The sequence below is a fragment of the Micromonospora sp. IBSANI012 genome, assembly GCF_052814045.1.
Genome location: NZ_CP199933.1, coordinates 4,462,810 through 4,476,647, shown reverse-complemented (window position 1 = coordinate 4,476,647; position 13,838 = coordinate 4,462,810). Strand labels below are relative to the sequence as shown.

11 protein-coding genes are annotated in these 13,838 nt (G+C 75.0%); 7 read left to right on the top strand and 4 right to left on the bottom strand.

Annotated features, from left to right (window positions below; all coding sequences use genetic code 11):
- Positions 1 to 5 precede the first annotated feature (5 nt).
- On the top strand, positions 6 to 1,748 hold the full coding sequence (locus ACTWM8_RS20605) for a PucR family transcriptional regulator (protein ID WP_446210478.1): 1,743 nt from the start codon (positions 6 to 8) through the stop codon (positions 1,746 to 1,748).
- Between the two features lie 104 nt (positions 1,749 to 1,852).
- On the opposite strand, the gene ACTWM8_RS20600 is transcribed toward ACTWM8_RS20605, so the two are convergent.
- Positions 1,853 to 3,202 carry a hypothetical protein gene (locus tag ACTWM8_RS20600; protein WP_446210477.1) on the bottom strand — a complete coding sequence of 450 codons (1,350 nt, stop codon included), beginning with the start codon at positions 3,200 to 3,202 and terminating at the stop codon, positions 1,853 to 1,855.
- A 91-nt stretch (positions 3,203 to 3,293) separates the two neighbouring features.
- Between ACTWM8_RS20600 and murD the strand changes: the two genes are divergently transcribed.
- Together murD and ACTWM8_RS20590 are read left to right on the top strand one after the other, a co-directional pair.
- Positions 3,294 to 4,640: a UDP-N-acetylmuramoyl-L-alanine--D-glutamate ligase gene (murD, locus tag ACTWM8_RS20595; RefSeq protein ID WP_446210476.1), complete on the top strand. Its 1,347-nt coding sequence runs from the start codon at positions 3,294 to 3,296 to the stop codon at positions 4,638 to 4,640.
- Positions 4,637 to 5,422 carry a poly-gamma-glutamate hydrolase family protein gene (locus ACTWM8_RS20590; RefSeq protein ID WP_446210475.1) on the top strand — a complete coding sequence of 262 codons (786 nt, stop codon included), beginning with the start codon at positions 4,637 to 4,639 and terminating at the stop codon, positions 5,420 to 5,422. Before murD ends, ACTWM8_RS20590 begins: the two co-directional genes overlap by 4 nt.
- A 51-nt stretch (positions 5,423 to 5,473) precedes the next feature.
- Here the strand turns inward: ACTWM8_RS20590 and ACTWM8_RS20585 are convergent, their stop codons facing one another.
- Entirely contained in the window at positions 5,474 to 6,442 is a 969-nt protein-coding gene (locus ACTWM8_RS20585) for a hypothetical protein (RefSeq protein WP_446210474.1), read from the bottom strand.
- Positions 6,443 to 6,528: 86 nt separating this feature from the next.
- Here ACTWM8_RS20585 and ACTWM8_RS20580 point away from each other — a divergent pair, with 86 nt between their 5' ends.
- Both ACTWM8_RS20580 and ACTWM8_RS20575 read left to right on the top strand, forming a co-directional pair.
- Positions 6,529 to 7,401, top strand: a complete 873-nt coding sequence (locus ACTWM8_RS20580; protein WP_446210473.1) for a hypothetical protein — start codon at positions 6,529 to 6,531, stop codon at positions 7,399 to 7,401.
- 37 nt (positions 7,402 to 7,438) lie between these two features.
- Positions 7,439 to 8,329 carry a hypothetical protein gene (locus ACTWM8_RS20575; RefSeq protein WP_446210472.1) on the top strand — a complete coding sequence of 297 codons (891 nt, stop codon included), beginning with the start codon at positions 7,439 to 7,441 and terminating at the stop codon, positions 8,327 to 8,329.
- A 16-nt stretch (positions 8,330 to 8,345) separates the two neighbouring features.
- On the opposite strand, the gene ACTWM8_RS20570 is transcribed toward ACTWM8_RS20575, so the two are convergent.
- A complete protein-coding gene (locus tag ACTWM8_RS20570; protein WP_446210471.1) occupies positions 8,346 to 9,239 on the bottom strand; it encodes a glutamate cyclase domain-containing protein in 894 nt (297 codons plus the stop codon).
- A gap of 266 nt (positions 9,240 to 9,505) precedes the next feature.
- Here ACTWM8_RS20570 and ACTWM8_RS20565 point away from each other — a divergent pair, with 266 nt between their 5' ends.
- Together ACTWM8_RS20565 and ACTWM8_RS20560 are read left to right on the top strand one after the other, a co-directional pair.
- Entirely contained in the window at positions 9,506 to 10,813 is a 1,308-nt protein-coding gene (locus ACTWM8_RS20565) for an aspartate aminotransferase family protein (RefSeq protein ID WP_446210470.1), read from the top strand.
- Positions 10,814 to 10,887: 74 nt separating this feature from the next.
- Complete coding sequence (locus ACTWM8_RS20560; protein ID WP_446214612.1) at positions 10,888 to 12,378, top strand: CoA-acylating methylmalonate-semialdehyde dehydrogenase; 1,491 nt, start codon at positions 10,888 to 10,890, stop codon at positions 12,376 to 12,378.
- Here the strand turns inward: ACTWM8_RS20560 and ACTWM8_RS20555 are convergent.
- Positions 12,350 to 13,801, bottom strand: coding sequence for an acyltransferase family protein (locus tag ACTWM8_RS20555; protein WP_446210469.1), 1,452 nt, complete (start codon positions 13,799 to 13,801; stop codon positions 12,350 to 12,352). The two genes, ACTWM8_RS20560 and ACTWM8_RS20555, sit on opposite strands and share 29 nt — an antisense overlap.
- Between the last annotated feature and the right edge of the window lie 37 nt (positions 13,802 to 13,838).

Genomic DNA, 13,838 nt, shown 5'->3' with positions numbered 1-13,838 from the left:
CGCGCGTGTTCCCTACCGTCCGTGAGGTCCTTGCCCTCGATCCCGTCCGCCACGGCGCGCCGCGCCTGGTCGCCGGGGACGCCGGCCTGGACCGACCGGTCCGCTGGGTGCACGTCGCCGAGGTGCCCGACATCGCCACCCTGCTCGGCGGCGGCGAGCTGGTGCTCACCACCGGCATCGGGCTGCCCGCCGACGACGCCGGCCTGCGCGCCTTCATCGGCGACCTGGCCGACGTCGGCGTCTCCGGGCTGGTGGTCGAGCTGGGCCGCCGGTACGTCAGCGGGGTGCCCCGGGTGATGGCGGCCGCCGCCGAGCGGCGCGGCCTGCCCCTGGTCGAGCTGCGCCGGGCCACCCCGTTCGTCCGGATCACCGAGGCGGTGCACGCGCTGATCGTCGACGCCCAGCTCACCGAGCTGCGGGCCACCGAGGAGATCCACCAGCGCTTCACCGAGCTGTCGGTCGAGGGCGCCGGCCCGGCCGAGGTGGTTCGGCAGGCCGCCGAGCTGGCCGGCTGCCCGGTGGTGCTGGAGAACCTGTCCCGGCAGGTGCTCGCGTACGACCCGGCGGGGGAGAGCGCCGAGCTGCTGCTGGACGGCTGGGAGCAGCACTCCCGACGGATCCGTCCCGCCGGGCGCACCGCGTACGACTCCGACAGTGGCTGGCTGGTGACCACCGTCGGCGCGCGGGGGCAGGACTGGGGTCGGCTGCTGCTGCGCTGGCCCGGCGGGGGCGATCTGGCCGCCGGGACCACGCTGGGCGGGCGACCGGCGGGCACCCCGCCGACCCGGCTGACGATCCTGGTGGAGCGGGCCGCCTCCACCCTGGCGCTGGGCCGGCTGATCCGGCGCGACGCCGAGGGCCTGGAACGGCAGATCCACCGCACCCTGCTCACCGCCCTGCTCGACCACTCCCGCCCGGTCGACGAGGTCGCGCTGCGGGCGCGGGCGCTCGGCGTCACGCTGGAACGCCGGCACCTGGTCGGGGTGGTGGTCCGGCACCGCCTCGACGACCCCGCCGCCGAGGGCGCCGCCGGGGAGAGCACGGTGGCGGCCGAGGCGGCCCCGGAGGCCGGCCCGGCGCGGCTGCGGGATCTCGCCGAGGCGGTGGGGCAGGCGCTGCGGGAGGCGAAGCTGACCGGGCTGACCAGCGCCGTCGACGACCAGGCGGTGGGCGCGCTGCTCGCCCTGCCCGATCCGGCCGCGGAGGAGCGGGCGCTGACCGCGTTCGCCGCCGCCCTGCGCCGGATCCGGCTCGACGCCGCCCCGGCCCGTCCCGCTTTGGCCGGCGCCGTACCGCCGGACGCGGTGATCGTCGCCGCCGGCTCCGGCGTGGGCGGCCTGCGGGAGGCCCGGCGGTCGCTGATCGAGGCCCGGCAGATCGCCGACGCGGCCCGCCGCGACCGCCGCAACCTGCCCATCTTCCGGCTACCCCACGTCGGGCTCGCCGGGCTGCTGCACCTGCTGCGCGACGAGCCCCGGGTGCAGACCTTCGTCGAGCGGGAACTCGGCGCGCTGCTCGCCCACGACGCCCGGCACCCCCGCGACCAACTGCTCGGCACCCTGCGGGCGTACCTCGAACAGGGCCGCAACAAGTCGGCGGCGGCCGCGGCGGCGCACCTGTCCCGGCCGGCGTTCTACGAGCGGCTGGCCCGCATCGCCCGCATCCTCGACGTCGACCTCGACTCGGTCGAGGCCTGCCTCTCCCTGCACGTCGCCCTGCTGGCCCTCGACGCCATCCGCACCCCCTGACGCGCGTGCCCGGGCCGCCGGCGACGCTGTTGGTCATGAGGTTGACCGCGAATCCGCCCGTTCTGTCCCCGCCAAACTCATGATCAACGGGGACGGGACGGGGGTCAGGTGAGGGCGGTGAGGGCCTTGGCGTACGGGGCGGGGACGAAGTTCGGGCCGCCGGGGGTGAAGACGTCCGAGGCCGCCGCCGCCGACCAGGCGGTCTCGGGGACCGCGTCGACCAGGGCGCGGACGACCGGAGCGTCGCGCCACTGCTCCTGCTCGGCGAGCAGGCTCAGCGCCACCACCGACTCCTCGACCTCGCCGACGCACTCGAACGGTTTGTGCCCGTCCACGCCGAGCAGCTCCCGGTAGCCGGGGATCTGCGCCGGGTCGGCCAGCAGGTCGCCGCCGAAGATGCGCACCACCCGCTCGCGCGGCATGAACGGCGCCATGGCCAGGAAGACGAACCGGCACTTCGGGCAGTCGCGGCACCAGCGCTCGCTCGCGTCGCGCAGCTTGAACGCGGCGTTGCAGCTGGTCACCACCGCGTCGTACCGGTCGATCCCGGCGAAGAGGCGGGCGATGTGCAGCTCCGACAGCGAGCGCAGCAGCGAGAAGTACGGCTCGGTGAGACCGGCGTGCTCGGCCAGCGCCGCCCGCAGCAGCCCCTCCGCCTCGACGCCCTTGGACCACTGGTGGTTGATCTCGTGACCGTTCCAGATCAGGTTCGGGTCCGACGCGGAGCGCTCGTTGGACATCACCACCGGCCCGAGCCCGTGCAGCACGGCGGTGGCGACCGCGATCAGCGAGTTGATCGCGGTGACCGGGATGTGGCCGTTGAGCGCGCCGGCCGCGTTGAGGTCGAACAGCACCGGGTCGATCCGCCGGCGGGCCGCGAGGGGGGTGAGCCCGGACGCCTCGTTCACCGAGACGATCACGTGGTTCGGGTTGACCGAGAACGGCACCGGGTCGAAGCCGGCCCGGCGCAGCGCCTCCAGGCTGACGATGGAGTCCTTGCCGCCGCCGACCGCCGAGAGCGGACGACGGTCGGAGTCGTCGTACTCGCGGGCCGGGGAGACGGTGCCGGAGGGCACCTCCGGGCGCAGCTCGAGCACGTGCGGCAGCTGGTTGCGGTAGGCGTACTCGGCCAGGCCCTTGGTGTAGACGGCGGTGACCAGCTCGGCGGCGGCCGCGCCCAGCGGCGCCGGCAGCACCAGCCGGCGCGGCGCGGCGGCCTTGTAGTAGCTGACCCCGGCGACCACGTGCAGCAGCTCCAGGACCCGGCCCAGGGTGGCCACGGTCTCGTCGGACGGCGGGTCGGCGGGCAGCGGCAGGGTGATCACCTCGGTGAACCGCTGCTCGCCGTCGGGACCGGTCAGCTTGTAGTCGAACAACGCCTCGCCGGTGGCGAGGTCGATCGAGTAGGACGGGAAGGTGAAGGCGTCCATCCGCCGGAGCTGCTCGTTGGGCACACGCCATACTAGGCCCTGGTTCGTCCGGCCGTGTCCGGCTGTGCCGGACCGTGCCCGTGCCACGCCGTCGAGAGCCCCGAGGAGAGAGCCCGTGCGCCTGTCTGACCTGCGCGGACGTACCGTCGCCGTCTGGGGGGCCGGCCGCGAGGGCCGGGCCGCCGTGACCGCCATCGCCGCGCACGGCCCCGCCGGCCTGGTCGCCGTGGACGACAGCGCGAACTTCCTCACCTTGCCCTGGGAGGGTCCGCTCGCGGAGGCCGCGCCCCTGATCACCGGGGAGGCCGGCTTCGACCGGCTGGCCGCGGCCGACGTGGTGGTCCGCTCCCCGGGCGTGCCGAACACCCACCCGTGGATGGTGGAGCTGCGGGCGCGGGCGGCCACGATCACCCAGGGCACCGCGCTCTGGATGGCCGACCACGCCGAGCGGACCGTCGGGGTCACCGGCAGCAAGGGCAAGAGCACCACGTCCAGCCTGATCAGCCACCTGCTCGCCGCGGTGGACCGGCCGAACGTCTTCGGCGGCAACATCGGGGTGCCCACCCTGGACCTGCCCGAGGCGGACCTGTACGTGCTGGAGCTCTCCAGCTACCAGTGCACCGACCTGACCGACTCGCCGCGCGTCGCCGTGGTCACCGCGCTCTTCCCCGAGCACCTCGACGCGCACGGCGGCGAGGCGGAGTACTACCGGGACAAGCTCAACCTGCTGGCGTACGGCCCGCGGACCGTGGTGGTCAACGGCGCCGACCCGCGGCTGGCCGTGGAACTGGGCGACCGGGCCGCCGTGCGTGCCGGCCGGCCGGACACCGCCAACGTGGCCACCGGCCCCGACGGCACGCCCTGGTTCCACCTGGCCGAGCAGCCGCTCTTCCCGCGCGCCGTGCTGCCGCTGGTCGGCCGGCACAACGAGGGCAACCTCTGCGTGGCGCTGGCCGCGCTCGACGCGCTCGACGTGGACGTGGTGGCCCGCAAGGACACCCTGGCCGTGGCGGTCGCCGAGTTCCAGGGGCTGGCCCACCGGCTCACTGAGATCGCCGACCCGTCCGGGCTCACCTTCGTCGACGACACCCTCGCCACCAGCCCGTACGCGGCCATGCACGCGATCGACGCGTACGAGGGGCGGCCGTTGACGGTGATCGTCGGCGGCACCGACCGGGGGCTGGACTACAGCCCGCTCGCCGCGCACCTGGCCGAGCGGGAGATCACCGTGATCGGCATCCCGGACAGCGGCCCCCGCATCGTCGAGGCGCTGGCCGGGCTGCCGGCGGTGCGTACCGAACTCGCCGAGGACCTGGTCGCGGCGGTCGGGCTGTCCCGCAAGCTCACCCCGCCCGGCGGGGTGGTGCTGCTCTCGCCGGCCGCGCCCAGCTACGGGCGGTTCCGCAACTGGGAGCACCGCTCCGAGGTCTTCGCCCAAGCGGTCGCCGACACCGCGCGGTGACCTCCGCCGAGGATCGGGCCGGGGATCCCGAGGGTCCCCGCCCGAGCCGGCACCGCGCGCACCCCACCGACCGGTACGGTTCCAACACCGAGCTGTACGCCACCGCGGGCCTCGTCGAGGGCGTCGAGTACGCCCTGCGCTGCTGCCATCGATGCGCCCCGGACGAGCAGCCAGACTGCACGACCGGGACGACGCGGACGGCGGTCCTCGCGCCGCACGGTGGCGGCATCGAGGTGGGCACGTCGGAGTTGTGCCTCGCGGTCGCCGGCTACCACCCGGCGACCCTGGAGCCGAGCACCGACGGCAAGGGCCTGCACCACTACTGGATGTTCGAGGGGCTGCTCGGCTCCGGCAACGCCGCCCTGCACGTGACCTCGGTGAACTGCGACGACCCGTGGGCGGAGTCGATCTGCGGTGGGGTCCGCCACGCCGTCGCCCTGCACGGCTGCACGACCCGGCAGGCCGGTGAGCCGGACGGGACCGAGGCGGTCGTCATCGGCGGGCTGGACGCCAGGCTGCGGGACCTGCTGCGCCGGGAGTTGGCGAAGGTGAACATCACCGTCGCCCGGCGGGTCAACCGGGCCATCGACGGGACCAGCCCGCGCAACATCTGCAACCGGACGGCGTCGAGGGCGGGCGCGCAACTGGAGCTGACGACGCCGCTGCGCGCGGCGATGTTCGGCACCAACACCTGGGACGGACGCAAGCAGACGACCTGGCCGCTGTTCTGGGACTTCGTCTCCGCGACCCGGACGGCACTCGCGCGGCATGCCGACGCCTGACGCCCTGGACCCGAGCGGCCCCTGACCCGAGCGGCCCGTGCGCGGCGTGGGTCAGCCGAGCACCTCGTGCAGGGCCCGCATCGCGCGGATCGCCGAGCGGATCTCCTGGAGGTAGCGCCCCGGGGTGAGGGTCGGCTCGGGCAGCCGGACCAGGTCGGGCAGGGCCGGGTCGACGCCGACGGTGTCGATCGCGCAGCCGTACGGCACCGCCAGGGTGCGCAGGGCGTCGCAGTGCTGGAACGGCACGTAGATCGGCGCGGTCACCACCAGCAGCGCGTCGCCGGGGGAGAGCCGGACGTGCCCGGCCCAGAACCGCTGGGTGTCCGCCGTGTGCGCGCGCCGCCGCTCCGGCTCGCTGGACGGGGCGGCGAGCACCCGGACCGGCGGCAGCCCGTCCGACCGGTAGGTCCGCGCGGACCAGGAGTGGTGCGGGTGGCCGGCGTCGTGCCCGTCCTCCTCGTCGGGCGCGGCGACCCCGAGGACCGCGCGGACCGCCGCGTCGAGGGCCTCCACCTCGGTGTCGGCCGCGATCCCCGCCCCGGCCAGCACGTCCCGCTCCACCTCGGACAGCGGCCGGAAGCTGCCGAGCACGGCCACCTCCCCGTCCACCGCCGGCCCGTGCCGCACCAGGTGGGCCGCGAACGCCACGCGCCGCAGGCAGGCGTGCGCCAGCCCGCCCAGCACCACCAGGTGGGCGTACCGGGGGTGGGCCGGTCGGACGGGGCGGACCAGGCCGAGCGCCTCGGCGGTGGTGAGCACCAGCGCGGCGGTGGTCGGGTCGAGGGTCGGTTCCCGCGCCTCCGGGCGCTCCCGACCGCCCCGGAAATCCCAGTGCCGGGCAGAGAAGTCGTCCAGCCCGGTCAGCACGGCGGTCAGGTCGCCGGTCGGCCACTCGCCGCCGAACCGGGCGACCAGCGCCCGCAACGGCGAGGACTCCACCCACGCCCGCACCCCTCCGGCGAGCTGCGCGGGCGACGCGTCCGCCGGGCAGTTCGGCAGCGCCACGTCCGCGATCCGCACATGCGCATCGTACCGACGGCCGTGGCCAGGAGGGGCCATTGTGGATCGGCACTACGCTGGGCGCATTGACGAGATCGGGGGCTGCGATGACTGGCGACGTGCTCCGTCGACGTTCCACCGGGCGTACCGGGTCGGCCAGTGGACTGGTCCGGCTGGTGGCGCACACCGACCCGGTGGCGCTGATCGGCATCACCCTGTCGATCGCGCTCTCCGTCACGCTCGACCTGACCAACGCCGCCAGCGGCGTCGAGTCGCTGCTGGCCGGGCTGATGGGCATCACCATCTCGCTGCTGGTGGACTCGTTGGCCCGCGCGGAGCGCCGGTTCCACCTGCGTACGCTGCTGGACGGGCCACCCTGGCTGGTGCAGGGCGCGCCGGAGATCGTCGTCGCCGTCCGGGAGGCGGTTGAGCGGCACCCGGGCACCCGGGTCGCCGAGGAGGCGCAGCGCCGCTACGAGCAGTTCCGGATCGAGGCCGAGCAGCTCGCCGTGGGGCGGGTGGTCCGGCGGGGCGACGACGACGAGGACCTGATCGGCGCCACCCGGGACTGCACCCGGAGCCTGCAGGGGCTGACCAACCTGACGCCGCGAGCCAGCGGCGAGCTGAGCTGGTGGCGCAGCGAGATCGGGCGGCGCTACTGGGAGGCGAACCTGGCGGCCCTGGCGCGTGGGGTGCGGATCACCCGGGTCTTCGCCTACGCCACGCTCTCCGACGAGCTGGTCGAGCTGGTGGAGAAGCAGCGCCGGGCCGGGGTCCGGGTGGGGCTGCTGCCACTGGGTGTCGTCAGCCCCCACCTGCACGTCAATCTGACACTCTGGGACGGCTCGAGCTGCTGGGAGGCCAGGATGAGCGCGCACGGGGAGATCAGCGAGAACCAGTTCTCGGTCAACCGCGCCGACATCGACCGGCTCACCCGGGTGTTCGATTTGTGCGCGAACGTCGCGACCTTCCAGGACTGACCGTGCCGGCCGGCGGTGGAGCGGAGATGGGCCAGCCATGACGTGGAGTGCCGTGCTCCTGGTGACCGCCGTGGTCTGGGCGGTCAGCGTGATCCGTTCGGTCCGGCTGCGGGCGTTCGTCTACAGCCTGCCGCTGCCGATGACGCTGGCCCTGGTCACCACGGGCCACCGGGTCGACGGCGCCCAGCTGCTCGGCGTGCTCGGCCTCAACCTCTTCTTCGTCACCGTGGCGCTGACCCACCACCGGTTGCGCTGGCCGATCCTGCTGGCCGACCTGGCCGGGATCGCCGCCTACGTGGCGTTGAGCGCCGGCCTGCTGGCGGTCCCGGTGCCGTTCGGGCCGGCCCTGGCGGGCACGATGGCGCTGTGGCTGCTCGCCATGGTGGTGCTGCGCCGCCGCGCCCGGGCGGTCGCCGCGGCACCGCAGCGGCCGGTCGACGCCCGTCGGGACAGCCTTCCCGCCCCGGCCAAGCTGGCGGTGATCTTCGCCGGGGCGGTGCTCACCGGCCTGCTCGGCCAGCTGCTGCGCGGGATGGTGGTGACCTTCCCCTACTCCGGCGTGCTGGTCGCCGTCGAGGCCCGTCGCCAACTGGTCGACTTCAGCCGGCACTTCGCCCGCAACAGCCTCGCGCTGGTCGGGTTCCTCACCGCCTACCACTATCTCCAGGACGGGTCGCCGGTCGTCGCCCTGACCGGGGGCTGGGCCGCCTTCGCGCTGCTGGCCACCGCCCTGCACCTGCCGCGCCGCCGCCGCGCCGAACCGGCCCCGGCCGGCGCCCTCCCGGACGCGTCGGCCGGCCCCGCCCCGGCAGCGCCGACCCGGCCCGCGCCGGACTCGGCCCGGCCCGCGCCGGAGGATGCGGCCGGCGCCCCGCGCACCCGGCCCCGGCCGCGTCCGACGGCCGCCGAGCGCCGCGCGACCACCTGAGACCGACGCCCGCCGGTCAACCCGCCGCGGCGACCAGCTCCGCGATCCGGGTCAGCGGTTCGGCGTACGCGGGCCAGTCCAGGCCGTCGACGCTGACCTCGGCCCGCCGGCGTACGCCGTCCACCGCGCCCGCCCGGGTCACCATCTCGGTCAGCACGCCGTACGACCAGTCGGGGTGCAGCAGGTCGCGCAGGGCGGGCACCTCGGGGCGCAGCAGTGCCAGCGCGCCCACCAGCGCCGCGGCGGCCCAGTTGGACGTGCCGCCGACGAGCAGCGCGTCGCAGCCGACCACGCAGTGGATCCGCTCGCCCCGGTCCACCACCCGGCCCACCAGCTCCGCCGGCAGTCGGCCCATGCCGAGCTCGTTGCCACCGTCGCCGATGCCGATCCGGTAGGCGGAACCGGTCGCGTAGAGCCGGTCCAGCGGCGCGGTGTGGGCGCCGATGTCCTCGCCCCGCATGTTGCACGGACGGCCGTCGACGGCGGGGCCGACCCGCTCGCAGGCGATCAGGTGCGACAGCGCGGCGTACCGGGGCAGGACGGTGCCGGCCCAGTCGTCGTACCCCTGGACCGGCGCTACGTCCAGCGGCACGTCCGGTGCGCCGGCCCCGAGCGCGGCGGCGACCACCGGCGCGCAGGGCGCGTCGGTGACCAGCCGGACCTCGCCGCCGAGCGCCCGCAGCGCGGCGGCGAGCTGGACCGCCCCGATCGGACCGTCGGTCTCGGCCGCGGGCGGGTCGGCGGCGGGGATGTAGAACCCGGTGAGGACGGCGGCGTCGGGTGCCGCGACCAGCGAGCGGGCGGCGGCGAGCAGGCCGCCGGCCGCCGGTACGGCCAGCCGCTCGCTGCCCCGGCCCACCTCCCGCGCGGCCGTCCGCTCCAGCTCCGCGATGGTCTGCGCCAGCCGCATGTCGGACCTCCTGCAACCCGGGGGACCGGCCCAGCGTAGGGCGAGCGGTCCAGCCGGCCGCCGCCGTGCGGAATGAGTCGCGGATCGGTCGGATGTCCACCGGAAAGGATTGCAAAGGAGGCGGTCGGCCCCGAAAACCGCATCGAGCGGGTTGACGCGCTGTCAGGCCGCCACCCCGGCTGCGCTACACAGTGACAGTTGTCCCTGTCGCCGGGTGCTGGAAGCGTGCGAGGAACGCGAATCCGCCGCCGCTGAAGGGTGCGACGATGACCTCCGACGACCTGCTGGCCCGACACCGGGCCGTGCTCCCGTCCTGGATGCCGCTCTACTACGCCGAACCGATCGAGCTGGTGTCCGGCTCGGGTCGCCGGGTGACCGACGCGCAGGGCCGGACCTATCTGGACTTCTTCGGCGGCGTGCTGACCAACATGATCGGCTACGACATCCCGGAGATCCGGGAGGCGGTGGAGCGCCAGCTGCGTACCGGCATCGTGCACAGCTCCACGCTCTACCTGGTCCGCCAGCAGGTGGAACTGGCGGAGAAGATCGCCCAGCTCTCCGGCATCCCGGACGCCCGGGTCTTCTTCACCAACTCCGGCACCGAGGCCAACGAGGCCGCCCTGCTGGTCGCCACCAACCACCGCCGCTCCCACCAGATCCTGGCGGTGCGCAACAGCTACCACGGCCGGTCGTACGCGGCGATGGGCGTCACCGGCAACCGCAGCTGGTCGGCGAGCGCGCTCAACCCGCTCCAGGTGGCCTGGCTGCACTCCGGCGAGCGGCTGCGCGGCCTCCTGGCCCGGCTCGACGCCAGCGACCGGATCGACGCGGCGGTGGAGGATCTGCGCGAGGTGCTGGCCACCCAGACCGCCGGCGACGTGGCCTGCCTGATCGCCGAGCCGATCCAGGGCGTGGGCGGCTTCGTGGCCCCGCCGGACGGGCTCTTCGCCGCCTGGAAGAAGGTCCTCGACGAGCACGGCATCCTGCTGATCTCCGACGAGGTGCAGACCGGCTGGGGGCGTACCGGCGAGCACTTCTGGGGCTACCAGGCGCACGGCGTCACCCCGGACCTGCTCACCTTCGCCAAGGGCGTCGGCAACGGCTTCGCCCTCGCCGGCGTGGTCGGCCGGGCCGACGTGCTGGAGTCGGTGCCGGCGATCAGCTTCTCCACCTTCGGTGGCAACCCGATCTCGACCGCCGCCGGCAACGCCGTCCTGGACTACCTGCGCGACCACGACCTGCAGGCCAACGCGGCCCGCACCGGTGCGATCCTCGCCGACGGCCTGCGCGCCGCCGTGGCCGGCCTCGACTGCGTCGCCGAGGTACGCGGCAAGGGGCTGATGCTCGGCGTCGAGTTCGTCCGGCGGGGCGGCACCGAGCCGGACCCGGCGCTGACCACCCGCGTCTTCGAGGCGTGCCGGGCCGGTGGGCTGCTCGCCGGGAAGGGCGGCCTGCACGGCAACGTGCTGCGGATGGGCCCGCCGCTGACGCTGACCGAGGACGAGGCCCGCGAGGGGCTGGCCATCCTCGTCGACGCCATCCGCTCCTGCGCCGCGGCGGAGGTGACCCTGTGAGCGCGAGGAGTGAGCCGGTCCTGCGAGCCCCGCAGTCGCGAACGGAGGGTGGTCCAGTGAGTGGGGTGGACGACGTGGCGGTCATCGGGCACTTCGTCGACGGCAAGCGGGTCTCCGGCGGCTCCCAGCGGCGCGGGGACGTCTTCGACCCGGCCACCGGCCGGCGTACCGGGGAGGTGGAGCTGGCCTCGGCCGGGGACGTCGCGGTCGCGGTGGAGGCGGCCGAGCGCGCGGCGCGGGCCTGGCGGGACGCGTCGCTGGCGAAGCGCACGGCGGTGCTGTTCGCCTTCCGGGAGCTGGTGCACGCCCGCCGCGACCGGCTCGCCGAGGTGATCACCGCCGAGCACGGCAAGGTGCTCGCGGACGCCGCCGGCGAGGTGCAGCGCGGCCTGGAGGTGATCGAGTACGCCTGCGGCATCCCGTCGGCGCTGCGCGGCGGGTTCAGCGAGAACGTCTCCACCGAGGTCGACTCGTACAGCATCCGGCAGCCGCTGGGCGTGGTGGCGGTGATCTCGCCGTTCAACTTCCCGGTGATGGTGCCGCTGTGGTTTGTGCCGGTGGCGGTGGCCTGCGGCAACGCGGTGGTGCTCAAGCCGAGCGAGAAGGACCCGAGCGCCGCGCTGCTGCTGGCCGAGTGGTTCGCCGAGGCGGGCCTGCCCGGCGGCGTGCTCAACGTGGTCAACGGCGACAAGGAGGCGGTCGACGCGCTGCTGGACCATCCCTCGGTGCGGGCGGTGTCGTTCGTCGGCTCCACCCCGGTCGCCCGGTACGTGCACCAGCGCGGCGCGATGGCCGGCAAGCGGGTGCAGGCGCTCGGCGGGGCGAAGAACCACATGGTGGTGCTGCCCGACGCCGACCTGGACCTGGCCGCGGACGCGGCGGTCAACGCCGGCTTCGGCTCGGCGGGGGAGCGGTGCATGGCGATCTCGGCGCTGGTCGCCGTCGAGCCGGTCGCCGACGCCCTGGTCGCGAAGATCGCCGAACGGATGGCCGGGCTGCGCACTGGCGATGGCCGGCGCGGCTGCGACATGGGTCCGCTGGTCACCGCCGCGCACGCCGAGCGGGTCCGCTCCTACGTGGAGTCGGGCGTGGCGGCCGGCGCGGTGCCGGTGGTCGACGGCCGGGAGGTCACCCCGGACGGGGAGTCCGGCGGTTTCTGGCTCGGCCCGACCCTGTTCGACCGGGTCACCCCGGACATGTCGATCTACACCGATGAGATCTTCGGCCCGGTGCTCAGCGTCGTCCGGGTCGGCTCGTACGACGAGGCGGTCGAGCTGGTCAACGCCAACCCGTACGGCAACGGCACGGCGATCTTCACCAACGACGGCGGCGCCGCCCGCCGGTACCAGCACGAGGTGGAGGTCGGCATGGTCGGGATCAACGTGCCGATCCCGGTGCCGATGGCGTACTACTCGTTCGGCGGGTGGAAGTCGTCCCTCTTCGGCGACCTGCACGCGCACGGCGAGGACGGGGTGCGCTTCTTCACCCGGGGCAAGGTGGTCACCAGTCGCTGGCTCGACCCGCGCCACGGCGGGGTCAACCTCGGCTTCCCCACCCAGACCTGAGCAGCCGCAGCACGCCCGCCCCGGCCAGGTACGCCACCAGCGCCGGGACGGGCGTGCCGAGCGGCTCCGGGGCGTCCTTCGGGGTGGTGCTGTTGACCAGCAGCCCGCCGATGACGGCGGCGTACCCGGCGACGGTCAGCGCCGTGCGGACCCGGCCGCCCCGGCCGCCCCGCCGCCCGGTGCGGTGCCGGGCGCTGCGCGACTCGATCGGGCCGAAGACGGCGACCAGCACGGCCAGGACCACGGCGAGCAGCAGCAGCCAGGGCACCCGCCAGCCCCACCAGGCGGCCGAGCCGACCCGTGGGGTGGGCAGCAGTCCGACGGCGTCGAGCAGCCCGATCAGCAGCACGGCGGCGGTCAGGTGCCAGAGGAAGACGGTCAGCACCACCAGGTTGACCGCGATCACCACCCGCCACGGTCGGGGCCGGCGCAGCCAGCGCCGCGCCGGGGCGCGCAGCAGCAGGATCAGCCCGAGCTGGGCGGCGGCGAGGGCGAGCAGCGCCAGGCTCGGCGGCGAGGCGTTGTCCAGCCGCTCCCCGGGCACGTTCAGCATCGCCACCGGCCACGGCCCGACGACGGTGAGCAGGATCAGCGCGGCCAGGCCGCCGGCCAGCAGCGCCAGCGCCGTCGGCCGGGAGGTGGGCAGCCGTCGCCGGCGTACGCCCCGCCGGTCGGACCCCGACGGCGGGTGCGGGGCGGCCGTCCCTGCCCGGTCGGGCGGTGCGGTCCCGGACGGCCCGGATGGCTCGGACGGTGGTCCGGTCGCGGGGGTGCGGGCGTCGTACCAGGCGAAACCGAGCTGGTGCACCGCCAGCCAGCCGAAGAGGTAGTTGCCGTCGGCCAGCGTCGCCGGCCCGGTCAGCCGGCCGAGGTCACCCAGCGCCACCAGGGCGACGAGCGCCAGCGGCACGGCCAGCCCGTAGCGGCGGTGCAGCGCGTACATCGGCGGGGTGAGGGCCACGACCAGCAGGTAGGCGACCAGGAACCACAGCGGGATGGTGGCGAACCAGATCACGGTGCGCAGGTGGGTGGGGTCGGTGCCGCGCAGCCGGCCCAGCCCCGCGGCGACGGTGAGCACCAGCAGCAGCGCGCTGGTGGGGCGGATCAGCCGGGCGCTGCGGTCCAGCAGCCAGCCGGCCGCGTCGCCGCCGCGGGCCCGGTGGCGGGTCAGGGACGCCGCGTTGGCGTAGCCGCCGACCAGGAAGAAGACCGGCATCACCTGGGCCAGCCAGGTCAGCGGGTACGCCCACGGCAGGTCGGCGAGCGCGGAGTGCCCGGTCGGTCGGCCGGCCTGGTCCCGGCCGATCACGGTGACGCCCCAGTGGCCGGCGACGACCATGGTGATCGCGAGCGCGCGGAGCAGGTCGACGTAGCGTTCCCGCCCGGCCGGGGTCCGCTCCGCGAGCTGGCCCAGGCGGCGCATGCGCTCAGGCTATGCCAGCGCGGTGCGGCCGGTGGTG

What these genes read in the sequence shown, in the direction of transcription:
- ACTWM8_RS20580 (WP_446210473.1), top strand. Translation starts at nt 6,529, where the DNA reads ATGACTGGCGACGTGCTCCGTCGACGTTCCACCGGGCGTACCGGGTCG.
- ACTWM8_RS20575 (WP_446210472.1), top strand. Translation starts at nt 7,439, where the DNA reads ATGACGTGGAGTGCCGTGCTCCTGGTGACCGCCGTGGTCTGGGCGGTC.
- ACTWM8_RS20570 (WP_446210471.1), bottom strand. Translation starts at nt 9,239, where the DNA reads ATGCGGCTGGCGCAGACCATCGCGGAGCTGGAGCGGACGGCCGCGCGG.
- ACTWM8_RS20565 (WP_446210470.1), top strand. Translation starts at nt 9,506, where the DNA reads ATGACCTCCGACGACCTGCTGGCCCGACACCGGGCCGTGCTCCCGTCC.
- ACTWM8_RS20555 (WP_446210469.1), bottom strand. Translation starts at nt 13,801, where the DNA reads ATGCGCCGCCTGGGCCAGCTCGCGGAGCGGACCCCGGCCGGGCGGGAA.